Origin of the sequence: Flavonifractor sp. An91, assembly GCF_002159225.1 — a bacterium.
Lineage (GTDB): Bacteria > Bacillota > Clostridia > Oscillospirales > Oscillospiraceae > Flavonifractor > Flavonifractor avicola.
Map to the genome: position 1 here is coordinate 143,377 of NZ_NFHA01000001.1, position 26,991 is coordinate 170,367.

26 protein-coding genes and 1 riboswitch are annotated in these 26,991 nt (G+C 59.8%); of the genes, 12 read left to right on the plus strand and 14 right to left on the minus strand.

Annotation, left to right across the window (positions count from 1 at the left end; translation table 11 throughout):
* Positions 1–94 precede the first annotated feature (94 nt).
* Positions 95–634 (plus strand): sigma-70 family RNA polymerase sigma factor, encoded by a 540-nt coding sequence (locus tag B5G42_RS00665; RefSeq protein WP_087265715.1) that lies wholly within the window; start codon positions 95–97, stop codon positions 632–634.
* Positions 631–1,701, plus strand: coding sequence for a hypothetical protein (locus tag B5G42_RS00670; protein ID WP_087265717.1), 1,071 nt, complete (start codon positions 631–633; stop codon positions 1,699–1,701). The genes B5G42_RS00665 and B5G42_RS00670 overlap by 4 nt, the downstream gene beginning before the upstream one ends.
* Before the next feature lie 44 nt (positions 1,702–1,745).
* Here B5G42_RS00670 and B5G42_RS00675 read toward each other — a convergent pair whose 3' ends face one another.
* The gene (locus B5G42_RS00675; RefSeq protein ID WP_087265719.1) at positions 1,746–2,351 is read right to left on the minus strand and encodes an ECF transporter S component; all 606 of its coding nucleotides are present in this window, start codon (positions 2,349–2,351) and stop codon (positions 1,746–1,748) included.
* A gap of 81 nt (positions 2,352–2,432) precedes the next feature.
* A riboswitch (FMN riboswitch) is annotated at positions 2,433–2,561 on the minus strand.
* 145 nt (positions 2,562–2,706) lie between these two features.
* On the opposite strand from B5G42_RS00675, the gene B5G42_RS00680 reads away from it, so the two are divergent.
* Entirely contained in the window at positions 2,707–3,204 is a 498-nt protein-coding gene (locus tag B5G42_RS00680) for an SLOG family protein (RefSeq protein ID WP_087188207.1), read from the plus strand.
* Positions 3,205–3,241: 37 nt separating this feature from the next.
* Here the strand turns inward: B5G42_RS00680 and B5G42_RS00685 are convergent, their stop codons facing one another.
* From B5G42_RS00685 to B5G42_RS00715, 7 genes are all read right to left on the minus strand, one after another.
* A complete protein-coding gene (locus B5G42_RS00685; RefSeq protein WP_087265721.1) occupies positions 3,242–3,796 on the minus strand; it encodes a winged helix-turn-helix domain-containing protein in 555 nt (184 codons plus the stop codon).
* 113 nt (positions 3,797–3,909) lie between these two features.
* Positions 3,910–5,520 (minus strand): potassium/proton antiporter, encoded by a 1,611-nt coding sequence (locus B5G42_RS00690; RefSeq protein WP_087265724.1) that lies wholly within the window; start codon positions 5,518–5,520, stop codon positions 3,910–3,912.
* A gap of 85 nt (positions 5,521–5,605) precedes the next feature.
* Positions 5,606–6,412, minus strand: coding sequence for an ABC transporter permease (locus B5G42_RS00695; protein ID WP_242961079.1), 807 nt, complete (start codon positions 6,410–6,412; stop codon positions 5,606–5,608).
* Positions 6,413–6,476: 64 nt separating this feature from the next.
* Complete coding sequence (locus tag B5G42_RS00700; protein ID WP_087188203.1) at positions 6,477–7,436, minus strand: ABC transporter permease; 960 nt, start codon at positions 7,434–7,436, stop codon at positions 6,477–6,479.
* Between the two features lie 99 nt (positions 7,437–7,535).
* Positions 7,536–9,110 carry an ABC transporter substrate-binding protein gene (locus B5G42_RS00705; RefSeq protein WP_087265728.1) on the minus strand — a complete coding sequence of 525 codons (1,575 nt, stop codon included), beginning with the start codon at positions 9,108–9,110 and terminating at the stop codon, positions 7,536–7,538.
* A gap of 18 nt (positions 9,111–9,128) precedes the next feature.
* Positions 9,129–10,961, minus strand: coding sequence for a glutamine--fructose-6-phosphate transaminase (isomerizing) (glmS, locus tag B5G42_RS00710; RefSeq protein WP_087265730.1), 1,833 nt, complete (start codon positions 10,959–10,961; stop codon positions 9,129–9,131).
* Positions 10,962–11,059: 98 nt separating this feature from the next.
* Positions 11,060–11,329 (minus strand): YlmC/YmxH family sporulation protein, encoded by a 270-nt coding sequence (locus B5G42_RS00715; protein WP_087265733.1) that lies wholly within the window; start codon positions 11,327–11,329, stop codon positions 11,060–11,062.
* A gap of 107 nt (positions 11,330–11,436) precedes the next feature.
* Between B5G42_RS00715 and B5G42_RS00720 the strand changes: the two genes are divergently transcribed.
* The 3 genes from B5G42_RS00720 to B5G42_RS00730 all read left to right on the plus strand — a co-directional run bounded on the left by B5G42_RS00720 (position 11,437) and on the right by B5G42_RS00730 (position 15,033).
* Positions 11,437–12,408, plus strand: a complete 972-nt coding sequence (locus B5G42_RS00720; protein WP_343286676.1) for an AEC family transporter — start codon at positions 11,437–11,439, stop codon at positions 12,406–12,408.
* A gap of 400 nt (positions 12,409–12,808) precedes the next feature.
* Positions 12,809–14,161 (plus strand): MATE family efflux transporter, encoded by a 1,353-nt coding sequence (locus B5G42_RS00725; protein ID WP_087265736.1) that lies wholly within the window; start codon positions 12,809–12,811, stop codon positions 14,159–14,161.
* 17 nt (positions 14,162–14,178) lie between these two features.
* Positions 14,179–15,033, plus strand: coding sequence for a patatin-like phospholipase family protein (locus tag B5G42_RS00730; protein WP_087265738.1), 855 nt, complete (start codon positions 14,179–14,181; stop codon positions 15,031–15,033).
* A 42-nt stretch (positions 15,034–15,075) separates the two neighbouring features.
* Here B5G42_RS00730 and B5G42_RS00735 read toward each other — a convergent pair whose 3' ends face one another.
* From B5G42_RS00735 to B5G42_RS00745, 3 genes are all read right to left on the minus strand, one after another.
* The gene (locus tag B5G42_RS00735; protein WP_087265740.1) at positions 15,076–15,549 is read right to left on the minus strand and encodes a hypothetical protein; all 474 of its coding nucleotides are present in this window, start codon (positions 15,547–15,549) and stop codon (positions 15,076–15,078) included.
* Between the two features lie 52 nt (positions 15,550–15,601).
* Positions 15,602–16,108, minus strand: a complete 507-nt coding sequence (locus tag B5G42_RS00740) for an RNA polymerase sigma factor (protein WP_087188195.1) — start codon at positions 16,106–16,108, stop codon at positions 15,602–15,604.
* Between the two features lie 119 nt (positions 16,109–16,227).
* Complete coding sequence (locus tag B5G42_RS00745; RefSeq protein WP_087265742.1) at positions 16,228–17,538, minus strand: MATE family efflux transporter; 1,311 nt, start codon at positions 17,536–17,538, stop codon at positions 16,228–16,230.
* 176 nt (positions 17,539–17,714) lie between these two features.
* Between B5G42_RS00745 and B5G42_RS00750 the strand changes: the two genes are divergently transcribed.
* Positions 17,715–18,896 (plus strand): M20 metallopeptidase family protein, encoded by a 1,182-nt coding sequence (locus B5G42_RS00750; protein WP_087265744.1) that lies wholly within the window; start codon positions 17,715–17,717, stop codon positions 18,894–18,896.
* A 56-nt stretch (positions 18,897–18,952) separates the two neighbouring features.
* On the opposite strand, the gene B5G42_RS00755 is transcribed toward B5G42_RS00750, so the two are convergent.
* From B5G42_RS00755 to B5G42_RS00765, 3 genes are all read right to left on the minus strand, one after another.
* Complete coding sequence (locus tag B5G42_RS00755; protein WP_087188192.1) at positions 18,953–19,147, minus strand: hypothetical protein; 195 nt, start codon at positions 19,145–19,147, stop codon at positions 18,953–18,955.
* 183 nt (positions 19,148–19,330) lie between these two features.
* Entirely contained in the window at positions 19,331–21,178 is a 1,848-nt protein-coding gene (locus B5G42_RS00760) for a family 10 glycosylhydrolase (protein ID WP_087265746.1), read from the minus strand.
* 35 nt (positions 21,179–21,213) lie between these two features.
* On the minus strand, positions 21,214–23,001 hold the full coding sequence (locus B5G42_RS00765) for an ABC-F family ATP-binding cassette domain-containing protein (protein WP_087265748.1): 1,788 nt from the start codon (positions 22,999–23,001) through the stop codon (positions 21,214–21,216).
* 153 nt (positions 23,002–23,154) lie between these two features.
* Here B5G42_RS00765 and B5G42_RS00770 point away from each other — a divergent pair, with 153 nt between their 5' ends.
* Genes B5G42_RS00770 through B5G42_RS00790 form a run of 5 tightly spaced genes read left to right on the plus strand, consistent with a single transcriptional unit; the run spans position 23,155 to position 26,955 of the window.
* Complete coding sequence (locus B5G42_RS00770) at positions 23,155–23,544, plus strand: GntR family transcriptional regulator (protein WP_087265750.1); 390 nt, start codon at positions 23,155–23,157, stop codon at positions 23,542–23,544.
* Positions 23,541–24,311: a hypothetical protein gene (locus tag B5G42_RS00775; RefSeq protein WP_087265752.1), complete on the plus strand. Its 771-nt coding sequence runs from the start codon at positions 23,541–23,543 to the stop codon at positions 24,309–24,311. The genes B5G42_RS00770 and B5G42_RS00775 overlap by 4 nt, the downstream gene beginning before the upstream one ends.
* Positions 24,298–24,825: a hypothetical protein gene (locus tag B5G42_RS00780; protein WP_087265754.1), complete on the plus strand. Its 528-nt coding sequence runs from the start codon at positions 24,298–24,300 to the stop codon at positions 24,823–24,825. The genes B5G42_RS00775 and B5G42_RS00780 overlap by 14 nt, the downstream gene beginning before the upstream one ends.
* Positions 24,818–25,564, plus strand: coding sequence for an ABC transporter ATP-binding protein (locus tag B5G42_RS00785; protein ID WP_087265756.1), 747 nt, complete (start codon positions 24,818–24,820; stop codon positions 25,562–25,564). Before B5G42_RS00780 ends, B5G42_RS00785 begins: the two co-directional genes overlap by 8 nt.
* Complete coding sequence (locus tag B5G42_RS00790) at positions 25,561–26,955, plus strand: hypothetical protein (RefSeq protein WP_087265758.1); 1,395 nt, start codon at positions 25,561–25,563, stop codon at positions 26,953–26,955. Before B5G42_RS00785 ends, B5G42_RS00790 begins: the two co-directional genes overlap by 4 nt.
* The last annotated feature ends 36 nt before the right edge of the window (positions 26,956–26,991 follow it).

The window sequence follows — 26,991 nt, forward strand, 5'->3', positions numbered from 1 at the left end:
CCCCCGTTCAGGGGCTTTTTTTGATAAAATTGAGGGGAACATCGTCAGGTATTCCGCTGCTCCATCGTACTGTTGGGTGAAAGGGGGGAAAGGCATGGATACCACCATGGACCGGGACCGGGAGGCCCAGCGGGTGCTGGACCAGTACGGCAAACTGCTGCGCACAGTGGCGGACGCTCTGCTGCCCGGATACCCGGAGGAGGCCGAGGAGTGCGTCCAGGACGCTCTGTGGGCCTATGTGGACGGCATTCAAACGTGGGACCCCACCAGAGGGAGCGAAAAGACCTATCTCTGCGTACTGGTCCGCAGTCGGGCCAAGGACCGCCGCCGCAGGCTGGCCGCCCGGCGGGAGGACTCCCTGGAGGAACACCAGGGGACCCTGTGGGCGGAGGACCACGCCGAGCGCTCCGCCCTTCGGGACGGTGTCCGCCGTGTTCTGGAGGCCTTGGGTCCTGAGGAACGGAGACTCTTTACCCTGCGGTTTCTCTACCAATGGCCCTCCGCAGAGATCGGGAAAACACTGGGGCTGTCCCCCAACGGGGTGGACGCCCGGGTGACCCGCCTGCGCAAGAAGCTGAAGCGGCTGCTGGTCCAACAAGGGCTGGGCTGGGCCGGAAAGGAAGATGCACCATGAAACGCTATCACTGGGATCAACTGCTGGATGAAAACGATCTTATGGATCTCACGGAGGAAGCCATGACCTCTTCAGCGGCACGGCCAATTCCCTGGCGTCGGCTGGGGACCCTGGCGGCCTGTCTGGCCCTGATCCTGTGCCTGACCAACTACCAGGCCCTGGCCACAGGAGTACAAACCCTCATCCGCTATTTCTCCGGGGTGGGAGCAGCAGAGACAGGGGCGGATCTCCGCATCCAGGAGGGCGAGCTGGAATTTGAGCTCAGCGGCCGCACCTATCTCATCTCTGGAGCCTACGCCCGGGACGGCTTTCTCTTTATCCCCCTGGAGGTGGTCTCCCGCTCGGAAGAGCGGCTCAACGGCAGCAACTATCAAAATCTGTACGTCAAGATGGAGGTCTGTCAGGACGGACAGACTCTGGCCGTCAGCAATCCCTTCCTCAGCCTGTCGGACAATGGCTCCTACTCCACGGGACAATATACCGCTCTGACGCGCAAGCGCATCTCCTTCTCTCCGCTGCGGGAGGATCAGTATTTGGGTTGGCGCTACCTGCCGGATGGCTATCAGACCTACGCCCAGGCTGTCTTTACCTATGAGACTCCAAATCCGGACGGCAGCTATACCTTGCGTGTAGAGGACTATCTGACCAACCAGGTCCGGGAGATCGATCTGACCCTGACCCCTCCGGAAGAGATCTCCGCAATCTGTGCGCAGCGCACCGTGGACGAGGTCCGGATCACCGCCCTGGTCTCGGCAGACGGCCGCCGCCTGTCCCTTTATGGCACGATGGCCAAGGCTGAGGAGTGGTGGAAGTCCCTGGTAGAATTACAGGCCGATCCCATCTGTGGGGTCCAGTTCATGGAGGCGGACGGCACCTACCATCAGGGGATCCCCCGCCGTCCGGGCGGCTTGGATGGGGCGGGATACCCCCAGGAGATTCTGCTCACTCAGGACACTGGCCCTATCACCGCCGTGCACATCCAGCGCATCTATTACGCCTATGACGATATGGACGAGGGGCTGGTAAGCCAGTGGGTGGACCTGGACTGGAGCATCCCCCTGCCCTAGCCTCCCAACAAAAAACGACCGCCTTTCGGCGGTCGTTTTTGTATTTACCGTTTTCCGTGGATCAGGGGGGACAGGGGCTTGTAGATCAAAAAGCAGATCACCGCGTCCAGCAGACCCTTCAGCAGGGTAAAAGGAGCATTGAACACCACAAGGCACTCCAGCAGGCCGTTGGTGGAGGGACGGATGGCCTGATACATCCCGATGATAGTATCGATAGGCATAAAGTTGGAGTAAATGGGGTAGGTAATATAGTAGTTCAGGGGGATGGACAGCAGGGCCATGATGATGGCACCCACCAGAGCGCCCAAAATGGCGGTCTTGCGGGACTTGTGGAGCTGGTAGAGCAGGCCGGCCGGGAACACAAAACAGGCACCCAGCAGGAAGTTGCACAGTTCACCGGCACCGCCGGTGGTGGTGATAAGCAGGTGGAGCAGGTTCTTCACCAGGCACACCACCACACCGTACACCGGTCCCAGGCCGAAGGAAGCCAGCAGGGCGGGCAGCTCGGACACATCCATCTTTACAAAGCTGGGGATGATGGGGAGAGAAAACTCCAGGAACATCAGCACAAAGGCCACGGCGGAAAACATGGCCGTCACCGTCACGGCGCGAGCCCCCACCCGCCGCCGGGCGGAAACAGAATTGGTCATAACAAAACACTCCTCATTACCGGATCTGCTGAACCAAACTGCCGTTCAGAGTTCCATGCAATGGGAGCGTGCCAATGTACCACACGTCTTCTTCCATCCAGACTTCGCACATTGTGCGTCACTGTCGGTCCCGGAGTTCCACCGGGTCGGCCAAAACGGCTCGCGGACTTTACCGCCGATCGGGATTTTCACCCTGCCCTGAAGACAGTCATTCAGTTGTCATCCCCTATTATACACATTCCAACACAATTTGCAACTGCTTTCTAAGACAAAAACAAATGTTCGATTTTCATTGACTTCCAATAGGGAATCGTTTACAATATGGGCAGCATCAAACTGCGGAGAGGGGTTGGCTATGAGACGGGACATCAGTTGCTGCTTTACCGGGCATCGGCCGGAAAAGCTGCCCTGGGGTGAGGACGAGCAGGACCCCTCTTGCCTGGAAATCAAGGATAAGCTGGCCGCGTCGGTAGTGCGGGCCTATGAAGCCGGATACCGACATTTTCTGTGCGGCATGGCCCGGGGCGCTGACTTTTACTTCTGTGAGGCTGTGCTTGCTCTGCGGGAGCAGATGCCCGATGTCACGCTGGAAGCGGTTATTCCCTGTGAGGAGCAGGCCGCCCGCTGGAGCGAGCGGGACCGGGACCGGTATTACGCACTGGTGGAAGCCTGCGATGGGGAGACCATGGTGCAGCGCCGCTATGACAAGGGCTGTATGCTCCGCCGTAACCGCTATCTGGTGGATCACGCCGCCCGGCTTATCTCCATCTACAATGGAATGCTGGGGGGCACCATGTATACCATCAGCTACGCCATGAAGCAGGAGCTGGAACTGGATATTATCTATCTGTAAAAATCAGGGCCGGACAAAAGTCCGGCCCTGATTTTTATTACAATTCCTCCCCGGCCCGGTAAGCAAGCACCACATATTCCCAGTGCTCCTCTGCCTCCGGCCGGAGGGCTCCGTGCTTCTCCAGATAATCCGTCACCAGCTCCATCAGCTCCTTACGCTGGGCGGTATCCAGATGGAGGGCCCCAAAGCGGAGCACCCCGTAGTCTTTCAGTTCCTGTTCCTCATAGCGGTACACGTTATCCAGCAAACTGCGGAAGGTGCTGTCCACCAAATTTGCTGCCAGGGCCTCCCGCTCGCCCTGAAAGCCGTCCTTCCGGCCCAGACACAGCCGCAGTCTCACATCCCGCATCTGATAGTAAGTCGTCTTGCTCCCGTCCCGCCGGGTACCCTCCCGGGCCGACACCAATCCTATTTTCACCAGCTTGTTCAAATGGGAATGGGCGGCACTGGGAGACAGCTGCATCCGCTCCGCCACCTCATTGGCGGACAGCGGCCGAGCCACCAGGCGCAGCAGATGGATCATTTCCTGCCGTACCGGGTTGAGCATCACGCGCAGTTGCTTTTTTTCCGCCAGTTCTACCGTATACTCCACCAGTGGGGCCTCCTTTGCCACGAAACCGGTTCACATGATCCTTTGTTATCATGATAACACTTACCGTTTGGTAATGGCAAGAGATTTTAACCCCTCTATCCATTTTTTCTGATTTATGCGGGGCGCATATTCTCCCCTTCGCTGACCACCAGGGTATCTCCCTGGCAGAGTACCGTTCCCCCTTTGGGTACAGCGGTGGTACCGTCCGCCCGGCGGACCAGTACGATGAGCACCTCCGTCGGCAGATCCAGCTCCCGGATGGTGCGGCCAATCCATTCCTTATGCTCCTCCACCGGAAGCTCCCGCAGGCTGATACCGCCGTCGTCCTGATAGATGGGCGTGCTCACCACCAGCAGGTCCCCCGCCTGGACCACGGTGCTGCCGTTGGGGATCAGACTCTCTTCCCCCCGGCGGATGGTAACCACCAGAGCATCGGCAGGCAGATTGCACTCCCCTACCGTCTTTCCCTCCCAGGGGTGTCCCTGCTGGATGCGGAAGCGGGTCAGGTGGAGCTGCCGCTGGTCCTGATAGTCGTTGAAGGTCCGTCCAATGTTGTCCTCTGTATCCACCATATCCAGCTTGCGGGCCACCAGAGGCAGCAGGGAACCCTGAACTGCCACGGACAGCAGGGAGATACAAAAGACAATATGGAACAAATCATAGCCGGTTTCCGCTCCCCCGGCCAGAGCCATAATGGCAAACACAATGGAGGCCGCGCCACGCAGTCCCGCCCAGGACACCAGCAAACACTGACGCAGTTTGCACCGGAAGGGAGCCAGCAGCACAAAGACCGCCAGCGGCCTGGCCACCAGCGTCAGGAACAGGGCGATGGCCACTGCCGGAAGGAGTACGCCGGGCATCTGCGTGGGGTAGGACAGCAGACCCAGCAGGAAAAAAATGATGATCTGGCCCAGACCGGTCAGGCCGTCAAAAAAATGGACCAGGGAGGGCTTATGAGGAATTTTGGCGTTGCCCAGCAGGATCCCTGCCAGATAGGTACCCAGATAGCCGTTGCCTCCCACGGCAGCAGGCAGGGCATAGGCCAACAAGGCGGCTGCCAGCACAAAGATGGAGTCCATGCCGTCCGCCAGATGGACCCGCCGCAGAACGAGCACCGACAGGCCGGCCACCGCCAGACCCAGCGCAACGCCAAATACGATCTGGGAAAAGACCATCCAGATCAGATTGCCGCTCTCCCACACCCCCATCAGCGAGAGGGCAATCATGGTCAGCATATAGGACATGGGATCGTTGCTGCCACTTTCCAGCTCCAGCAGGGAGGCCGTATGGTACCGCAGGCCCAGCTTTTTGGAGCGCAGAATGGAGAACACCGAGGCCGCGTCGGTGGAGCTAATCACCGCGCCGGTGAGGAAGCTGGTCAGGGGCGGAAACCCCAATGCAAAATGGCAGAAGAGGGCGGTAAGCAGAGCGGTCATCGCCACCCCCAGGGTGGACAACACCACCGCCCTGGCCGCTGCCGGTTTGGCGGCTTCCCAGCGGGTGCCGAATCCGCCGTAAAACATAATAAAGATCAGAGCCACCGAACAGATCTGCTCCGCCGCCCGGAAATCATCGAAGGGGATACGCAACAGCCCATCGGAGCCAAACAGCATCCCCAGAGCCATAAAGAGCAGCAGCGCCGGCACTCCGGCCCGCTGAGAGAAGCGGCTGGCCAGAATACAGGCTACCAGCACCACACCGCATAAAATCAACATATATACCATCTATTACCTCCTTTTGCTGCAAAACAGCTCCGGTCCTTCCCGGGCTGGAGCTGTTTCAGGTTCTCCAACTGATATTCCGCTGTTCTCAGGACCGCCGACCGTCGAACCGGGGGTCAAGCGCATCCCGCAGGCCGTCTCCGATACCCGCCAGACAGAGCACCGTGAGAATAATGCACAGGCCCGGCGGCAGCCACACCCAGGGCCGGGCGGTGAGCACCGTCAGGTTACTGGCATACTGGATCATACTGCCCCAGGATGCCTGGGGTGCCCGGATGCCGAAGCCCAGAAAACTAAGGCTGGATTCCGACAGGATGGCCCGCCCCGCCCGCAGGGGGATGGAGCACCACACCGGGGAGATCACATTGGGCAGCACATTTCGCCGCAGGATGGTCCCGGTCCGGGCGCCAAGGGCCCTGGCTGCCAGCACATATTCCCGCTCACGCACTGCCAGGGTATTGCCGTACACCAGCCGGGCAATTCCCGTCCAGCCCAGCAGGCCCAGCACCAGTACGATATTGGTGGCCGACGGACCCACTACCGTCACCAGGCAGAGCACCAGCACGATAGAGGGAAAGGTCTGAAAGATATCAGCCAACCGCATGATCCAGAACTCCCAGGCTCCCCGGCGGTAACCCGCCAGCAGGCCCAGAGGCACACCCAGAGCGGTGCTGATGGCGGCAGAGCTCAGGCCAATGAAGAGGGATACCTGCCCTCCGCTCAGCAGCCGGGCCAGCAGGTCCCGGCCCACGTCATCGGTACCCAGGGGGTGCTGTGCCGATGGCGGAGCCCAGAAACCTGCCTCCAAATCGCTGGCATTGGGCTCCAGACCCAGCAGCGGCGGCAGCAGCAACACCGCAAGGATCTCCAGGCAGAGTATATAAAGACATACCATCGCCCTCCGGTCCGCCCTAAACCGGTCCCAGGGGCTGCGGCCTAAACGTTTTTCCTCCATAGCCCTACCCCTTCCCATAGCGCACCCTGGGGTCCACCAGTCCGTAGACCAGATCCAGGAGCAGGTTGGTTAGGAGCACCGTCAGGGCGATGACCACCGTGACGCCCATCACCACGGGATAGTCCCGGCCGGAGATACCGGAAAACAGAAGGCTGCCCATACCCTGCCAGCCAAAGATCTGCTCCACCACCACGGAGCCACCCAGGATATGAGGAATGTGGCTGAGAATGGTGGTAAGCACCGGGATCATAGAGCCCCGGAAGGCATGGCGTACCATGACCGCCCGTTCAGTGAGTCCCTTGGCATAGGCAGTGCGGATATAGTCCTCTCCCAAAGTCTCCAGGCAGGCGGCCCTGGTCTGCTTCACCAGCTCGCCCACACTGCTCAGGCACACCACCCCTGCCGGGAGGATCAGATGGCGGAGCAGGTCAGCCAGGCTGGTAAACCGCCCGGCGGCATACATCCCGTTGGCGGGCAGCCAGCCCAGAGTGACGGAAAAGACAAAGATGCCGGCCAGGCAGAGGAAAAAGCCGGGCACACCAAAGCTGACCAAGCTAAGGGCAGAGGCCGCCCGGTCCCAGCCGGACCGGGGCTTCCAGGCAGCCAACACCCCCAGCGGCAGGGCAATGGCTATCGCCAGCACCACACCGGTGCCGGTGAGCAGCAGGGAGGGTCCTACCCGCTGGGCAATGAGCCCAGCCACCGGTTTCCCGTTGGTGTAGGAATTGCCCAGGTCCCCCCGGAGCAGTCCGCCCAGCCATGAGAGATACCGCTGCGGCAGGGGCTGGTCCAGCCCCAGGGAGGCGGCCAGGGCAGAGCGGTCGGCGTCGGTGGCGCCACTTCCCTCCCCCATCAGGTCCAGGATGGAGCCCTGGGCCAGATTAAGCATACAAAATACCAGAATCGTAATTCCGAAAAAGACCGGAATGGCCGTCAGCAGACGACGGCGGAAATATTGTCCCATAGTTTTCGCTTCCTCCTGCACTTCCGGCCCCAATCAGGGGCACGGGCCGCTATGGGCGGCGGCCCTACGGAGGTCTTTCTAGTTTGGAGAAGGGGCCTTTCAGGCCTCCTTCATGCGCCACGCCCAGATGTTCTCATTGGAGAAACTGGACGAGGGGTAGTCGATGTTGTCCACTGTGGGAGACTGGGCATGGAGGGTACGGCCAAACCACAGGGGGATAAAGGGCCGCTGATCAACCAGCAGCTCCTGCAGCTTATCCAGCATGACCTGGCGAGTCTCCCAGCCCGAGGAACTCTTGATCTGGTCAATATAGTAAGTGTAGGGCTCCAGATCGGCAATGTGGAAGATGTTGTTGCTCTCACTGAGACGGCTCTCCGTAAACCACAGAGGCAGCGCGCCGGGGGTATGGCTGGCAATGGCCATGTCGTACTTGCCGTCAGCCATACCGGAGAAGAGGGCGGCGGAGTCCACCGTCTCGATGGTCACATTCATACCCACCTCGGCCAGTTCCTGCTGCATGAGGGCAGCCAGACCGGAGCGGTTGGAGGTACAGGCCAGGGTATAGGTCCGCCCGTCGTAGCCTCCCTGCTCCAGCAGCGTCTTGGCTCCCTCCACGTCCCGCTGCCAGGTCAGGGAGCAGGTGTACTCCGTACCCGGAGTCACGTCGGTGGCAGTGGGCTCACCCAAACCATGGGTGGACTGAAGGCACAGTGCCTCCTTATCCAGGGCCAGATCGATGGCCCGGCGCACCTCTGCACTGGGGATGGTCTCGCAGTTGAGCATCAGTTCATAGAAGGTGTTGGGGACCTCGCCCTCCAGCACCTCAATGCCCCCCGCTTTGGCGGTTTCAGCATCATCCATGGACAGGTTGCCACCAAAGGCATAGTAATCCAGATCGCCGGAAATGAGGGAGGACAACAGGTTGGACTTATCGATCACCGTCACCACCAGCTGATCAAAGTCGGGACAGCCCAGCTGATAGTCCTTGTTGATGTCCAGCACCAGCTGGCTGCCCGGGATCTCCTCCGCAAACTTGCAGGGGCCGGAGCCTACAGGTGCGTCCCACAGGTCAAGCTCCATAATGTCCGCCGGTTCGGTATCCGCCAGCAGATGGGTGGGCAGCACATAGAGCTCCCGGTTTTTGTCCAGCAGGAAGTCCTCCGGGGTGGTAGCGCTCTTGAAGGTGAGCTTCAAAGTGTACTCATCCACTGCCTCCGCCCCCAGCTGCTCCCCCGCCACGGCGCAGCCGTTGCTGTCGGTGCCCGCCAGCACGGAGAAGGTACCACGGCCCAGGGCCGGACAGTCCGGGTTGGTAATGAGGGCAATGGTATCCGCCCAGTGCTGGGCGGTCACCGGAGTGCCGTCGTGGAAGGCAGCCTTTTCATCCAGGTGGAAGAGCACCGCCATACCGTCGTCGGTACTCTCCCAGCTTTTAGCGCCTCGGGGGTCCAGGGTGCCGTCAGCGTGGACATAGGCCAGCCGGTCATAGATCTTATCACAGACAATACGGGTATAATTGCTGCCCGAAGGACTGTTATAGGGCATCAGGGAGTCCCAGGCATTGGACAGGCCATAGCGCACCGTGACCTGCTCCGCGGTCTCTTTCTCTCCGCCGCAGGCCGTCAGCCCCAGGGCCAGAACGGCTGCCATCAGTAATGCGATCAGTCGTTTCATGTCGTTCCTCCGTCTTTTTTATTCCACTGTTACAGACTTGGCCAGGTTCCGGGGTTTATCAATATCACAACCCCGCTGCAGCGCCGTATAATAGGCGAACAGCTGCATAGGCACCACTGCCAGGGAAGGCAGCAGCATGGGATGGGTCTCAGGAATGGCAATCACATGGTCCGCCGTACGGCTGAGATCGGCCGCCCGGTCCCGGGTGGTGAGACCCAGTACATCGGCTCCCCGGCTCTTGACCTCCACCGCGTTGCTCACTGTCTTTTCAAACAGGGGCCCGCACCCGGCCAGGGCCACCACCAGGGTGCCCGGCTCAATGAGGGAGATGGTGCCGTGCTTGAGCTCACCGGCAGCGTAGGCCTCCGAGTGGATATAGGAAATCTCTTTCAGCTTCAGGGAGCCCTCCAGACCCACCGCATAGTCCAGATTGCGGCCGATGAAGAACATGGAAGGCCGGTTGAAGTACAGGGAGGCAAAATACTGGATGTCCTCCCGATTTTCCAGGATCTCCTGCAGCTTGTCCGGAATGCGCTGGAGCTCTGCCAGAATGGCATCATAGTTCGCCCGGTCCAGGGTGCCCAGCAGATCGGCGCAGTACAGGCCGATGAGGTAGATCACCGCCAGTTGGGTGGAATAGGCCTTGGTGGTGGCCACGGCGATTTCCGGTCCGGCCCAGGTGTAGAGCACGCTGTCGCTCTCCCGGGCAATGGTGGAGCCCACCACGTTGACAATGGACACCACCTTGGCGCCCAGCCGTTTGGCCTCCCGCATGGCAGCCAGGGTATCGATGGTCTCACCGGACTGGCTGATGACCAGGGCCAGAGTACGCTCCGACACAATGGGGTCGCAGTAACGGAACTCGGAGGCCAAGGTCACCTCCACCGGCTTTCGCAGCAGTTTTTCCAGGATATATTTGGCCGCCACACCTACATGGTAGGAGGAGCCGCAGGCAATGATATACAGCCGGTCCATCTCCTCCAGCTCACGGGCGGTGAGCCGCCAGTCATCCAGCACAATACGGCCGTCCTTGATGCGGGGAGAGATGGTCTTGCGGATGGCTTCTGGCTGCTCCATGATCTCCTTGATCATAAAGTGCTCATAGCCGCCCTTCTCCGCCGCCGAGATCTCCCAGTCCACATGGCGGTGCTCCTTCTCCACCGGGCGCAGATAGGAATCGTACACCCACAGGTGGTCGGCAGTCAGTTCCGCAATCTCACCGTCATCCAGAAAGCACACCTCCCGGGTGTACTTGATGAGCGCGGTGACGTCGCTGGCCAAATAGTGAGCGCCGTCGCCGAAACCCAGAATCAGCGGGCTGTCCTTTCGGGCAGCAATGAGCCGGTCAGGGCAGTCGGCGCACAGGATGCCCAAGGCGTAGGCGCCCCGGATGGTGTGGAGGGTACGCACCACTGCGTCCAGCAGGTCGCCCTGATAGTAATACTCCAGCAGCTGGGCCGCCACCTCGGTATCGGTATCCGACACGAACTGCACTCCCTCGGACTGGAGGAATTCCCGCAGCTCAGCGTAGTTTTCGATGATACCGTTGTGGACTACGGCGAACCGGCCATTCTCGCTGACCTGAGGGTGGGAATTGACGTCCGACGGGGCCCCATGGGTAGCCCACCGGGTATGGCCCACGCCAATGGTACCGTGAAGGGTGCTTCCGCCCTCAACCAGGTCGTTGAGCACCTGAAGCCGCCCTTTGGCCTTGGCCACCTGCATTCCTTCTTCTGCTCCGTATACCGCTACACCGGCGGAATCATACCCCCGGTACTCCAGCCTGGCCAGGCCGTCCAACAAAATTGGCGCGGCCTCCTCCCTTCCAACATATCCAACAATCCCGCACATGGCGATCCTCCTGCGTATTTGACGTGTTTGATATATGGTGCTTTAAAATAGAATTATAGCACGGAAAAGCTGGCAAAACAATGGCAGAACACCCGAAATTAGGCTCGTTCCCTCCGCTCTCTCTGTCTGACCTGCGTCCCCTCCACCAAAATGGTATCCGCACCGAAGCGGCGCACCGCCGTCCAGGGAAAAACCGTGTCCGGTTCCCGCCCCAACAGGCCAAACAGGCGCAGCCGCCCAGGCACCACCAGAGCACTCACTTTGCCCTCTTCCAGATCCATGATCACATCCCCCACATAGCCGATCCGGCTGCCGTCGCTGATATTGATGATCTCCTTGTCCCGTAACTCCGATCCCCGGCACTCCATAGCACAATCCCCCTTTTTGATATCCCTATGCGCCGACCAGGTTGGCCCATTCCACTTACCATTTGGTAATCTTGCACCTGTATAGCGGAGGGGATATAATGAAATAGATGTCATTTCTGGAGGGGATCGTCATGCTGGACAATCTGATCTATTGTCTCAATGGTACTATACCCATTTTTTTGCTCATGCTGCTGGGTGTCGCATTCCGCAAAATGGGCTTTTTTAGCCAGGCCTTTGCCGATAAGCTCAACAGCTATGTGTTTAAAGTGGGCTTGCCTGTCATGATGTTCAAGGACCTGACCGGCTCCGACTTTTTCCAGGTGTGGGACACCTCCTTTGTGGTATTCTGTTTTCTGGCCACTCTGGCCTCCATCCTGCTCGCCGCCCTGCTCAGCCGTATGCTGAAAGAACCCCCGTTGCGAGGGGAATTTATTCAGGTGGGCTACCGCAGCAGCGTGGCCCTGCTGGGCGCCGCCTTTCTGGAGAACCTCTACGGCAGCGCCGGGGCCGCCAGCCTGATCATCATCGGTGCGGTCCCCCTCTATAACGCGGCGGCGGTGACGGTACTCTCCCTCACCAGCCCCACTCAGAAGGGCCTTTCCAAGGGGGCGGCCAAGAAAGTGGCCAAGGGAATTATCACCAACCCCATCATCCTGGGCATCATCGTGGGTCTGGCCTGGACCCTGCTGCGCATCCCCCAGCCCACCATCCTCACCAAGACGGTGAACAGCATTTCGGCCACCGGCACCCCCCTGGGCCTCATGGCCCTCGGCGCTTCCTTCGACTGGAAAAAGGCCATCGGCCGCATCAAGCCCGCCCTCTCCGCCACCGCCCTCAAGCTGGTGGTCTTTGTGGCCATCTTCCTGCCCATCGCGGTAGCCATGGGCTTCCGGGACGACAAGCTGGTGGCCGCTCTCACCATGCTGGGCAGCCCCACCACTGTCAGCTGCTTCGTGATGGCCCGCAACATGGGCCACGAGGGCACCCTGACCTCCAGCACCGTCATGCTGACCACCGGCTTCAGCGCCTTTACCCTGACGCTGTGGCTCTATGTGCTGAAAACCCTGGCCCTAATTTAAATTTGACAAAAACTGACGGAGGCGCTCCCTGAAATGAGGGGAAAAGACGGCGTTTTTCCCCCTTGCATTTTGGCATGGAGACACTATACTAATGTCTGCTGAATAAACCGTGATACGGTTTATTCGTGCGGCAGTAGCCGCCCAATTTCATAAAACGGCTCGAAGTGGCCGTTTTTATGAAATTCAGCCATTGGTACAATGCGTATTTCCGCTGATGCGTTAAGGCGCACCAGCAGAAGGTGCAAGGTTTTGGGTCGATCTCGTCCAAAAACCTTGCACTTGAACAAAGCCAACTGGCCTTGAAAGCTGGTGCTTTCAAGGCATTCGGCTTTGTTCAGTACGCATTATACTAATACGGTACTTTCTATTTCCCATTTCTGTACCGAAAGGAAGCCCCTCCATGGAACAAGCTACCGTCCTTCGCCGGCGCGAGCCGGGCATTCTGTCCCTCACCTGGCCCATCTTCATCGAACTGCTTCTTCAGATGCTGGTGGGCAACGCCGACCAGGTCATGGTGGGGCACTTTGACCCCAACGGCGTAGGCGCCATCGGCAACGCCAACCAGATCACCAATCTGGTACTTCTGGTCTTTTCCGTTATTTCCACCGCCTCCACCATTCTCATCTCCCGCTACCTGGGAGCGGAGGATAAACAGCGGGTCAACGAGACCTACACCCTTTCACTGCTGGTCAACGCTATCTTCGGTCTGGCGGTAGGAACCCTGCTTATCGTTCTGTGCGGCCCCATCTTCACCCTGATGCAGGTACCGGCGGAAATCCTGGACCGCAGCTGCCTGTACTTGCGGATCATTGGCGGGGGCATGGTGTTCCAGGCGGTCTATCTCACCTTTACCGCTTTTTTCCGTTCCAACCAGATGATGAAGGAGAGCATGATCGTGGCTGTGATCATGAATCTGCTCAACATCGGCGGCAACGCGGTGCTCATCGGTGGTACCTTCGGCCTGCCTGCCCTGGGCGTGGCAGGCGCCGCTCTGTCCAGCGATATCTCCCGTGTGGTGGGCGTCATCCTTATCGCTTTCCTGTTCCGCCGGAAGTTTGGCCCTGTGCTCTCCCTCAAGCTGCTCCGCCCCTTCCCCACCGACCAGCTGCGCCGTCTGCTGCGCATCGGCATCCCCGCCGGCGGAGAGTCCATCTCCTATAATCTGTCCCAGGTGGCTATCCAGTCCATCTGCAACCTGTTTGCCATCTTCGTCATCAACACCCGAGTGTACGCCAATATGTTCGCCATGCTCACCTATATGTTCGGCTCCGCCATCTCCCAGGCTGCCCAGGTCATGGTGGCCCACCTGATGGGCGCCGACCGGGTTCCCGATGTGGAGCGGCTGGTAAAACGCACCTTGCTGGCCTCCCTGGCTATCTCCGGTCTGATGGCGGTGATACTGCTGGTGTTCTGTCAGCCCCTGCTGGGCCTGTTTACCAAGGATCCCCAGGTGCTGGAACTCTTCCGCATCATTATGATCATCGAGATCCCCCTGGAACTGGGCCGTGCGGTGAACATGGTCATGTGCCGGGCTCTTCAGGCCTGCGGAGATATTCGCTTCCCCATCACCATCTGCATTTTCAGCGCCTGGCTTACCGCTGTAGTAGGCGGTTTCCTGCTGGCCGTGCCCCTGGGCCTGGGGCTGGCGGGGTTATGGATTGCCATGGCCTGCGACGAGTGCCTGCGGGCGGTGCTCTTCCTGCTGCGGTGGCGCAGCCGGGCTTGGTGCCGCAAAAATGTACTGTCCATGTAAGAAAGGATGTGTTGTCCATGAAGACCGGGATCGTGCTGGAGGGTGGCGCCATTCGTACCATCTTTTCTTCCGGTGTGTGTGACGCCTTGCTCACCGGCGGTATTATGACGGACTATGTCATCGGCGTTTCCGCCGGGATCGCTTATGGTGTCAGTTATGTGTCCAGGCAGATCCGCCGCAACCTTGATATTATGGTAAACTACGTCAATGATAAGCGGTATATGAGCATGGGCAACCTGCTCCGCCGGGACAACAAGGCATATTTCGGTCTGAAGTTCGTCTATGACACCATTCCGAACGAGCTAATCCCCTTTGACTATGATACCTACCGTGCATTCCCCGGCGAAGTGGAAGCAGCGGTCACCAACCTTGACACCGGCAAGGCAGAATATTTGCCGGTGGACGGCAACGACAAGAGCTTTACCATCCTCCAGGCCACTTGTGCTCTGCCCTTCCTCTTCCCTATTTTCCACATTGACGGCAAACCATTCATGGACGGCGGCGCGGCGGACGCCATTCCCTTTGACCGAGCCTTTGAGAAGGGCTGCGACCGGCTGATCGTGGTACTCACCCGGGAGCGAAACTTCCGGCGGCAGCCAGAGAAGCTCCAGCCTCTCATTGACCGGGTTTACCGGAAGTACCCCAACTTCTGCGACACCATGCGCCGCCGGGCAGATACCTACAACGAGGCCCGGGAAAAGCTCTTTCAGCTGGAAAAGGAGGGGCGGGTGCTTCTCTTTGCTCCTCACAATACCCAGGGCTTCAGCCGCACTGAGCGGGATGTGGCCAAGATTCAGGCGCTGTGGCAAGACGGCTACGACGAGGGCATGGCCCGGCTGGACGAGGTACGCGCCTTCCTGGCGGGACAATAAAACAGGACCCGGGCGGCGGCTGCCGTCCGGGTCCTTTGCGTCTTATTCCACTCCGCTGATCTCTGTGACCATAGCCATGTTGGCGTCCTGTCCGGTACCGTCGGGCAGTGTCACATGGGAGACAGCCACAGGCTTTCCGTCCTCATCCAGGGTCACCTGGACGGAAACCTTGGCTCCCTCATCCTCCCGGGTCCAGAGGTAGCTGCCGTCCCGCTCCATGGCCTCGGTGATGTCCGTCTCCTCCCCGTCCACGGTAAGGATGATGCGGCCGTCTCTCTCCTCTACCGCCGTATCAGGCAGCCGCAAAGCGGTGATGGTCTCGCCGGTGTCATCCATCACGATCTCTTCCCGGTAATCTCCGATAGAGGCGGACGAGCGGATGGTGGCGGAGAGCCACTCCAGGGCCTCCGGGTTGGCGGCGCTTACGGTCACCATCAGAGCCACCGTTACCACGGCGGCGATCAGGCCCACCCGCAGCGGGCGGCGGACCGGCTTCTTCTGTTTCTGTTCTGCCATTTCAATGACCTCCTGTAGGGCTTCTTCGGAGACGTGAAGCTCCGAGCATCGTTCACGGTATGCGTTGTGGTCGAACATCGTCGTTCCCCTCCTCTTCTTCGGAAAGCGTCCGGCGCAGCCGGGCCCGGGCCCGCTGGAGCCAGGTCTGTACGGTGGAGGGATTGACCCCCATGGCCGCCGCCGTCTCCTTGACGGAGCAGCCCTCGTAGTAGTAGAGGTAGATGGTCAGGCGGTACTTTCCATCCAGCGCCATCACCGCCTGAAACACCTCTTCCCGGCGGTCCTCCGCCGGAAGGGGCGCCTCGTCCCGCTCCTCCAGCGGTACCGCCCGGCGGCGCCAGAAGGAACGCATCACCTTCCGGCTCTCATTGACCGCCACCCGTAGCAGCCAATGCTTCAGGTGGTCCTCGCTCTCAAAGCCATCCTGCTGGTAGAGCTTGAGGAGCACCGTCTGCACCACGTCCTCCGCGTCCGCCCGGCTCCGCAGGGCGTGGTAGGCCACCCGGTAGAGCATATCGCCATAGGTCCGGGCCGCCTGTTCAAATGTCTCGTCGGTCATGACTACTCCCTTTCTGTGGGTTGGTTTGAAAGGCCTTTCATCAGGAATACCCCCCGGAGGGGCAAAAAATCTCACAGAGAATAAAAAAATTTTGGGGCGTCATCCAGACGCCCCAAAATTCATGCCCGGTCCAGCCGCCGGTAGACCGTGAAATACATGGTGAGGATGCAGGCCAAGCCCCCCAGCACATTGGAAATCGGCTCGGCCAGGAACACGCCGTCTGCCCCGAAGCCCACCGCCGGCAGGATCAGGGTCAGAGGAGCCACAATGAAGGCCTTGCGGAGCAGGGAGAAAAACACCGCACTCCTGGAGCGGCCCAGGCCCACGAAGGTGGACTGGCCGATAAACTGGAAGGACATGAAAAAGAAGGTGGCAAAATAGATTCGGAAGGCGGGAATGCCTGCGGCAATGAGGTCGGCCTCATTGTTGAAGATGCGAATGAGGGGCCCGGGCAGCAGCATCACCACCGCCCAGACGGCGATGGAGTAGCCCACCGTCAACACCGTGGTAAAACGGATACCCTGGCGTACCCGTTGATACTGGCCTGCCCCATAATTGTAGCCCAGCACCGGCTGGCAGCCGTTGGTAATGCCCTGGACCGGCATGGTAATGATCTCCCGAATGGAGTTGATCACCGTCATGACGCCTACATACAGATCGCCGCTGTAGGCCTCCAGGCTGGCGTTGCACAACACCTGGGCCAGACTGTTGGTCATGGACATGACAAAGCCGGAGGTGCCCAGGCTCAAAATACGCCTCACCCGGCCCGCCTGGAGCCGGAGGGCAGACAGCCGCAGCTTGAGAATGGCCTTTTTCCCGGTGAGGAATTTCAGTACCCACAGGGCCGAGCACCCCTGGGAGATCACCGTGGCCAGAGCCGCCCCTCGCGCGCCCATGTCCAGCAGGAAGATAAAGATGGGGTCCAGCACAATGTTAACCACTGCCCCCACTGCCACCGTGACCATGCCCATGCGGCTGAAGCCCTGGGCGTTGATAAAGGGGTTCATACCCAGGCTGATCATAACGAAGAGGGTACCCAGAATGTAAATGGTCAGGTAATCGTTGGCATAGGGGAAGGTGACATCGCTGGCCCCGAACAGATAGAGAATCGGCCGGCGGAAGATGAGACACAAAACTGTGAGGGATGTGCCAAACAGCAGCAGCAGAGAGAAGGAATTGCCCATAATCTGCTCCGCTTCCTCATTCTCTCCTCTGCCCCGGCAGATGGAACACAGCGGGGAGCCACCCATGCCGCACAAGTTGGCAAAACCCATCAAGATGGAGATGATGGGCAGACACAGCCCCAGTCCCGTCAGGGCCAGGTGCCCCGGCAGACGGCCCAGGTACATCCGGTCCACCACGTTGTACAGGATATTAATGAGCTGAGCCACCGTCATGGGCACCGCCATATAGACGATATTGCGGGCCATACTGCCCTTGGAAAAATCATTCTGGGTCCGGGCTTGCGTGGCCGGTCACCTCTTCTCTTGCAATTTGGATGAATTTGGGGTATACCTATAGGGAACCCCGGCTCCGCCGTTTGGATACGACGGATGCATAATAGTTAATTATACTACCGTTTTAAAGTACAGGCAACGGAAAGGAAATGATTTCTTTGACACTGTTGGAGCAGGCCAAGGCCATGGAGCCTCAGCTGCGGGCCATGAAGGACGACCTCCACCGCCACCCCGAACTGAGCTTTCAGGAGGTGCGCACCACTGGAATTTTAAAAGAAAAACTGACCGCCTTAGGGCTGGAACTCATCGACCTGGGCATGGACACCGGCGTGGTAGCCCTGCTGCGGGGAGCCCACCCCGGTAAGACTGTGGCCCTCCGGGCCGACATTGATGCTATCGCCCAGCAGGAAGCCGCCCACGACGGGGCCATGTCCCAGTGTGACGGGCTGATGCACGGCTGCGGCCACGATTTCCATACCGTAGGGCTGTATGGCGCAGCCTGCCTGCTGGCCCAGCGCCGGGATCAGCTGGCGGGCAACGTGGTCTTTCTCTTCCAGCCCGCCGAGGAGGTCACCCAGGGGGCCCAGGCCATGATCGACCACGGGCTGTGGGACAAGCTGCCCACCAAGCCTGACTGTCTCTTCGGCCTACACAACCGGCCTGAGCTGCCCGCCGGACAGATCGCCGTGATGGAAGGGCCGGTGATGTCGGGCAAGAGCCACTTTGTCATCACCCTCCATGGTATCTCCGGCCACGGCGGCTCCCCCCACAAATGTACCGACGTCATTGTGGCCGGTGCGGCGGTGGTCAACGCCCTTCAAACGGTGGTGAGCCGCAACACCGATCCCCTGGAAAGCCTGGTGTGCTCCGTGCTGTCTATCCACGCCGGCACCCCGGACAATTTCGTCCCCGACGTACTCACCATGACAGGAAGCATCCGGGCTCACGGAACCGCCGCCCACCGCCATGCCGAGGAGCGGCTGCGTGAGCTGACTCTGGGGGTATCGGCCGCCTACGGGTGCACCGCCGAGGTGGAGTTCCACCCCGGCGTCCCCGCCACTGTCAACTCCCCCGCCATGACCGCTCTGGCCCGAAAGGCGGCTCTGGCTCTGGTGGATGAGGCTTATGTGGTCTCCCCTGCCCCCGATATGGGTTCGGAGGACTTCGCCGTCTTTGGGCAGGATGTGCCCGCCTTCTTCTATTGGCTGGGCTCCGGCTTCCCCGGCCAGTTTAATCCCTGCTGGCACAACGAGCACTTCCGCACCGATGACAACGCCCTGCCTCTGGCCGCCGCCCTGTTGGCCCAGTCTGCCCTGGTAGGCTTGGAATAAAAAGAACAGCACGCCCTCCCATGTGGAGGGCGTGCTGCTTTTTCTCTATATGTACTTCAACGGGCCATATACACCGCGCCAATAGCCTTGAATTGCCGTGCCACCGCACCGCACAGCTCGTTATAATACTTGAGATAGTCCTTTTTTGCCTGGCGCTCCCGGCTCTTCTGCTGTTGAAAATTCGCCCACTGGGCACAGCTTTTGTGACAGCCTTCGCAGTAACTGGAACAGGTCTGTTGACACGGAATCATAGCGGAAACCCCTTTCTGCTCTGTCCGGGTGATTGCCCCGGCGGTTCCGGCTTGTCTGAAAACATCCGGTGTCTCTATTGTACTTGGCCTGCCCCGCGCTTTCCATCACCTTTTGGTAAAAGACTGTAAAGTTTCTTCTGACTTCCAAAAAGGCTCCCGGCAGCGCCGGGAGCCTTTCCTGTTTTACAGCCAGGTCTCCCCCTGGCTGTGCTTTTCATAGTCGTGGGTCACAGAGGCCTCCAGAATCTCATGGTAGGCCCAGTGGTCCACGCGCACATCGGTGAAGGGGGCCGCTATGTCCCGCTCACCCGCCTGCCGGTCCATGGCACGGTTGAGGATCTTTACTGCCTCCGCTCTTGTCACATTGCGGCCCGGCTGGAAGGTACCATCGGTACCGCCGGAGATCCACCCCTGGGCAGCGGCAAAGGCGATCTCCCGGGCTGCCCAATAGCTGGCGGGCACGTCGGGAAAAGCGTGACTGCCGCTAGTGACAGTAAAGAAGCCGCACACCATCTTCACCAGCTCCGCCCGGCGGACTGGTTGGGTGGGGCGGAAGGTTCCGTCCTCATAGCCCTGGACAATGCCGTATTTCCGGGCAAAATGGACATAGGAGCTGTACCAGTCCCCCAGACTCACGTCGGAAAAGCCGCCGGTGCCCTCCTCATAACTGTAAAGTGGTTTCCCATTACGATCCACCGCCAGCCGGGTCAGCATCGTCACCGCCTCTCCCCGGGTCAGAGAGCTGTCCGGGTGGAACTGTCCATTGCTGCCCTGTACATAGGCCATATGGTCCGCCGTATTTAGAGCTGCTTCCGGCTGAGGCGCATAAAATTCCTTATAAAGCTTCTGCAATTCCCCATTCTGCGCCAAAAACTGATATCGGAAGTGAACTTCACCATCCACCTGGGCAATGGTCTCGTTGAGCTCCAGCTGCTGCCGGATGGCCTCCACACCGTACCAGGGACTGCTGGGATCAGTGTTGCCCGCCTGGTAGTCGGCCATACCAATGTAAAGGGAAACATCTGTACCCCTTACTGTGTCTGCCCACCACTTGACGATGGTCTCATAGTCCATACTTTTATGACCGATATACCAGTAGACCTGGGGGCAGATGTAGTCAATCCACTCCTCCTGCACCCACTTCCGGCTGTCGGCGTAGGAGGCATAGTAGCTCTCAAAGCCGCCGGTGGTATTGGAGCCCTGGGACTGGCTGCTCTTGTCGGCCCACACGCCGGAGGGGCTGATGCCGTAAGACAAATCGGGATCAATGGCGTGGAGCCGCTCCCCCATCTCCTTCACCAGCTGGTTCACATTGTCCCGACGCCAATCCCCAATGTCGGAGAAGCCGCTGCCGTACTGGGCATAGGTGTCGGCGTCGTCAAAGTTTGCGCCGGGATAGAAGTAGTCGTCCATGTGGATGCCGTCGATGTCGTAATTACGGGCCAACTCCTCGGCGCTCTGAATGATGTACTCCCGCACCTCCGGCAGACCGGGATCAAAATAGTATTTGCCGTCGTACTCCACCACCCAGTCCGGGTGGACCTTGGCCGGATGGTCGGCAGTCAGGCTGTCGTACTCGGACTGGCCTCCCTTGGTCACCCGGAAGGGGTTGATCCAGGCGTGAAGCTCCAGCCCCATCTCATGGGCCTTCTCCACCCAGTAGGCCAGGGGATCAAAGCCATCTGCCGGGGCCTGACCCTGTCGGCCCGTCAGATCGGCGCTCCAGGGATAGTAACTGGAGGGATAGAGGGCGTCGGCGGAGGGCCGCACCTGTAAGATCACGGCGGTCATGCCCATATCGGCGCAGGTCTGCAAGATCTTGTCCGCGTCCGCCTTCAGCACCGCCGGGTCGGTGGTGGCCTTGCTGGGATAGTCCAGCCGGTACACCGTGCTCACCCACACCGCCCGGAATTGGTCGGGATTCTTCACTTCATTCTTCCCGGCGCTGGTCTGGGTACGGATGGCCATGCCTGCCAATGCCAGGGCACACACCAGCACAATGGCCACCACAAATTTCCATACTCTTGTCATGGGATTCTCCTTGCTTTGGTTCTGAGGACGGCGGGCTACTTCTCCTGGGCGGCAATCCGCTCCGCCAAGTCATTGAGATAGACCCAGCGCTCCATCTTCTCCTCCAGGGCGGCCTCCAGCTGGCTCTGCTTCTCCTGGAGCTCCTGGAGAGCCACATAGTCGGTGGCCTTGGCAGCCTGCTCCGCCTGGACCTGGGCGATCTGCTCCTCCAGAGCGGCGATGTCGTCGTCGATGGTCTCAAACTCCCGCTGCTCCTTGTAGCTGAATTTCAGCTTCTTGGGGGCGGCGGGGCGCTCTTTCCCCTTGTCAGAGGTGGAAATTTTGGGGGCTTTGGCCTTCTCCTCTGCCCGCTTGGCGTCCAGATACTCGGTATATCCGCCGGGATAGGCCCGCACAGAGCCATCCCCCTCTACGGCAAACACCCGCCGCACCACCCGGTCCAGGAAATAGCGGTCGTGGGATACGGCAATCACCGCGCCGGGGAAGGTGTCCAGATAGTCCTCCAGAATGGACAGGGTCTGAATATCCAGGTCGTTGGTGGGCTCATCCAGCAGCAGCACATTGGGAGCGGCGGCCAGCACCGAGAGCAGATAGAGCCGCCGTTTCTCCCCGCCGGACAGCTTGCAGATGGGAGACCACTGAACCTCCACCGGGAAAAGGAACTGCTCCAGCAGCTGAGAGGCGGTGAGCATTCCCTCTGCCGTCTCAATGTTATTGCCAATCTCCTTCACATAGTCGATGACCCGGATATCCCCGTCCATGTCGGGCACTTCCTGGTGGAAGTAGCCGAAGCGGACCGTCTCGCCCACCTCCACGGTACCAGAATCGGGGGCCAGGGCCCCCGCCATCAGGTTGAGCAGGGTGGATTTTCCGCTGCCGTTGGAGCCCACGATGCCGATACGGTCGTCCCGCAGCAGCATACAGTCAAAGTCCCGGACCACGGTCCGGTCCCCAAAGGCCTTGGTGACCCCCGCAAGCTCCACCGTCTTTTTCCCTAGACGGCTGGCACGGGCGGACAGTTCCAAGGTACTTTTTTCCGTGGGGCCGGTCTGGGCCTTCAGGGCCTCGTACCGCTCAAGCCGCTCCCGGCTCTTGGTACCCCGGGCAGTGGGGCCCTGCATCACCCACTGGTACTCCCGTCGGAGGATGGCCTGGCGCTTGCGCTCACTGGCCTTTTCACGTTCCAGCCGGGCCGCCTTCCGCTCCAGATATTTGTCATAGTTACCCTCATAGGTGTAGAGCTTGCCGCCCTCCACCTCCACCATTTTCGTGACGATGCGCTCCAGAAAATACCGGTCGTGGGTGACCATCACCAGAGCGCCCTTCCAGCCTCTCAAATAGTCCTCCAGCCAGCCAACCATCCGGTCGTCCAGATGGTTGGTGGGTTCGTCCAGCAACAGCACATCGCAGGGCCGGGCCAGCACCGCCGCCAGGGCCACCCGGCGGCGCTCTCCGCCGGACAGTTCCTCCATCTTCTGGTCGAACCGGGGTACCCCCAGCTGGTTTAGAATGGTCTTGGCCTCATATTCCGCCAGGGCGCGATCGTCCCCGTCCAGCCCCAGCAGCACCTGCTCCAGCACGGTATGTTCCCCGGGAAATACCGGGTTCTGAGGCAGGTAGGCCAGGCGCACATTGGGGTCGGGACGAACGGTACCTCCGTCCGGCTCCTCCGCCCCGGCCAACAGCCGCAGCAGGGTGGATTTTCCGCATCCGTTGACGCCGATGATACCCACCTTGTCCCCCGGCTCCACATAAAACGAGACAGAGTCCAGCAGGATGCGGGTCCCGTAGGTCTTGGTCAATTGTTCCGCCGATAACAGCATATTGTTCCCTCGCTTTGTCGATATCCCGTATAGTATAGCGGAAATGGCTGAAAAAGAAAAGGCCTCATGGTACTTGACAGGCAACCGTATTACTCATATAATACAGTTAGAAAGTGTACTAGTCCAGTAATACAGTTAGGAGGTGGTAAGGCCATGTGTAACTTTGGCGGCTTCGTCCCGGCGGACGGTCTGCCCATCTACCTTCAGATTGTGCGCTATGTGGAACGGGGCGTAGCGGCTGGGACCATTGCCGACGGCGAAGAGCTTCCCTCCCGCCGGGTGCTGTCGGCCCAACTGGGGGTCAACCCCAACACGGTGCAGAAGGCCTACCGCCTGCTGGAGGAGGAGGGGCTCATCACCTCCCGCTCGGGGGCCAAAAGCGAGGTGTGCGCCCCGCCGGAGCAGGCAGCGGCCCTTCGCACCCGGCTGCTGGAGCAGGAGATCGCCGGTTTTATCCGCTCCCTGCGGCAGTCCAGGCTGGAGAAAGAGGCCGCTCTGGAGCTGATTGACCGGCTGTGGGACCGAAAGGAGGAGGACCCATGAGACAATATGTAAGCCTGATGATGGTAGCCGCCCGCTCCCGGCTGTGGCAGGTAGTCTTGATCACCGCCGCCACCTGTGCCGCCCAGGTGGCATTGGCCAGTTCCGAGCTGAACAGCGTGAGTCTGTATGGATTTGTGCAGAACTCCCTGTTCCATCTGCTGTTCACCGCAGGTCTGGTGCTGGTCTGTCTGTCGCTGGCCTCCTTCGGTATGGAGCGGGGCGGCAGCAAGCTGGGCTATACCCTCCGCCGCCTGCCCTGTGGAGAGGAGCGGGCCACCCTGATATTCGCCCTTCACCACTTCCTCTGCCTACTGATCTACTGGGGCGGGCAGATCGCAGCGGCATGGTATATTGCCCTGCGCTTCTGCGCCCTCTCAGACGACGCCTTTCCCATGCTGGTGTTTTATTACAGCGGATGGTTTCACGGAATTCTGCCCGGCCTGGACTGGCCCATCTACATCCGCAATGTGGTGATGCTGGCGGCGCTGGCCATGGCAGCAGCCACCTGCTCCTACCACTGGCGGCGGGGCGATAAACCCTTTACCGTCGTGCCCCTGGCCGCTTTTGCCGGTCTTAGCTTCCCTGCCGACATCGGCGCCTTCGGTTTACCGGGACCGGGCAGCGATTTTGTTGCCAGTCTGCCCAATGTGTACGCTAAGGTGCCAGATAATATCATGGTGGCGCTCTTCCAGCTGGCCGTCTTTGTGACGGCCCTGATCATCGTCACCTACAACCTGATAGGGAGGGCTCGCTATGTGGACACCTGAACGCGTTTATCCCCTGGGCTTTCCCGGCAGGCAGGCCCTCCAAATTACATTGGGCGGGCTGGGGGCTGCCTTTGCCATCGGTTATTTCCAGTTTCTCGCCTCCTTCTTTTCCGCCAAAGAGGAGCTCTATACGTCAGTCAAGATCGATGGCAAGTGGGTCTCCAGACTTATCGAGGGTTCAGTCGTTGCCCCATTCTCTCACCTGCTGGGCGGGGTATCCCTGGGGCTGACCCTGGTGGCCCTCTGCCTGGTGGCCGCCCTCTTTCTCCATTATACCTGGCATAAACTGGGCAGCCGCAGCATCTATCGCATGAAGCTGCTCCCCAACCGCTGGGAGCTGTGGCGGCGGGTGGTCCTGATCCCTCTGGTAGGCCTGGCTGCCTGCGCGCTGCTGTGGGGCCTGCTGCTTCTGCTGTGCGCCCTCACCTACCGCTACGGGACGCCGGACGGTCACTTCCCCCCCAACTGTTGGGGTTCCTTCCCCTTCTACTGGATTGGAGGCTGCTATGCTTGAACTGCATCAGGTTCGTAAAAAATACTTCGGCTCCACCATAGCGGTGGATGATCTGTCCCTCACCATAGGTCCCGGGGAAATCGTGGGCCTGTTCGGGGAGAACGGCGCCGGCAAGACCACGCTGCTCAAGTGTATCCTGGGTCTGCTGTCCTATCAGGGCCAGATCACCCTGGACGGCGCTCCGGTAAACCGGGCCAACATCGCCCGTTTCTCCTTCGCCACCTGCGAGCACTCCTTCTTCCCCAATCTGACCGCAGAGGAACACAGAATTTTTCTCACCAGCCAGTTCCCCACCTTCCGTCAAAAACGGTTCCACGCTCTGCTGGATTTCTTTGAGCTGCCTGCCCACAAGGCCATCCGCCGGTTCTCCACCGGCCAGAAGAACCAGTTCGAGGTGATCCTGGCCCTGTGCCAGGGCGCCGACTACATCCTGATGGATGAGCCCTTCGCCGGCAACGACATCTTCAACCGGGAGGACTTTTACAAGGTGCTGCTGGGGATCCTGGAGCCGGGCGAGACCATTCTGCTGTCCACCCACCTGCTGGAGGAGGTACAGCACTTCATCAGCCGGGCCGTGCTGCTGCAAAAGGGCAAGCTGGTGGGAGACGCCTCCACCCTGGATCTGGAGGAACAGGGCAAGAGCCTCATGGACTATGTGAAAGAGACCTACCGCTACAAGGCTGACCGGGTCAGTCAGGCCCTGGACCAGCTCACCGGCAAGGAGGAGGGAGAGGGATGAAAAGCGCTCTGGCTCTGCTTCTGGCTCTGGTGGTCGCCTTCGGCGGACTGCTGGGCTGGACCAATGCTCAGCTGCAGCAACAGGGTACCGACGTAACCGTCTCCTCCACCACCCTGGCAGGGGACCCGGCAGCTGTCGCCGACGTCCAGGTCACCAGCTACACTGAGTATCAAAATCACCTCTTCTGGCGCCAGTCCTTTCCGGCGGACAGCCCAGAGCAGGGTGAGACCCTCTGCACCTTTTCTCAGGCTGCCCATTTCGCAGAGGACAACTTTTCCTGGGGAACCTATTTTAATATCGAGCTCTTCAGACATAGCATAAGCAGTCATTCCTCTATAGAGAAGCAGCTCTCCCCTTCTCTGCTCGCTCTTTTAAAGCAGATCCAGAGTAACCGGCCCAACGTCGCCGTTTCGCAACAGCGGGTGGACCTGTCCGACTATACCGATCACTATCCCCTGGAGGTTTCCGGCTCTTTCACCCAATTTATACACGACCCGCTGACATCCAAGCAGCTGATCCAGTTGGTGGAAGACTACTTTTTCTTTCCTCTGTCCAAGAGCACATATGCCATCATCTCTCTGGAGACCGATGAGAAGAGCGGCCAGCTCTGTGGTTATGATTTTGACCTGGAATATGACTTGAGTCTATCTACCCAGACTGTGATGCGGGACTATATTACCTATTTCGCTCTCATTCCCGGAGGTGACCAGGTCGACCTGCTGGACACCAGTCATATTCCCGGCGGCTGGGGGATATACGCCCTCACCGGCACCAGTGGAGAGGACGCCGCCATTTCCACCCTCTACTCGGTGCCCAACGGCGGACGGGTGGTCCGTCTCTTTGGCGGCCCGGAAGGAGACGACTGCCTCTATCTGCTGACTTTGGAAGAGAACACGCTGTTTTTCACCCAGCTGGACCCCAAAAACGGCCAGGTGGTGGTCCATCTGCCTCTCTTCCCCTGGACAGAGGATCAGGAGATCCTCAGTACCCTATGGCATGGAGACTATCTGGTGGTTTTCACCGGCAAAGGCCCCTTCGCGGTACTGGTTCCCGACGGCCAGGGGGGCTGGAAGGTGGATCTGACCGGGGACCTCCATAACCAATACACCCCCACCTACTATCCGTCAGCCGATGAGCTGACCGGGTATGCCCGGTACAGCACCACCTCCTCCCTCTATGACCATGACAGCCACCGGCTGATCTTTGCCGACTCCTATTACGCAGGGGACGAAAAGAACACCTCGTTCTTTCTGTCTGTATACGATCGGGACGGGCTGGCCTATCTGGGGACCTATCAGTTCAGTCTGCCCGCAGATGTGTATAAACTTTATGGTGTCTATACCAACAACTCCCCCTCCCATGTGCTCTCCTGGTCGGAAACTGCCTCTTGACAAAACCGGACGGTTCGGCTAGAATGGGTAACAATC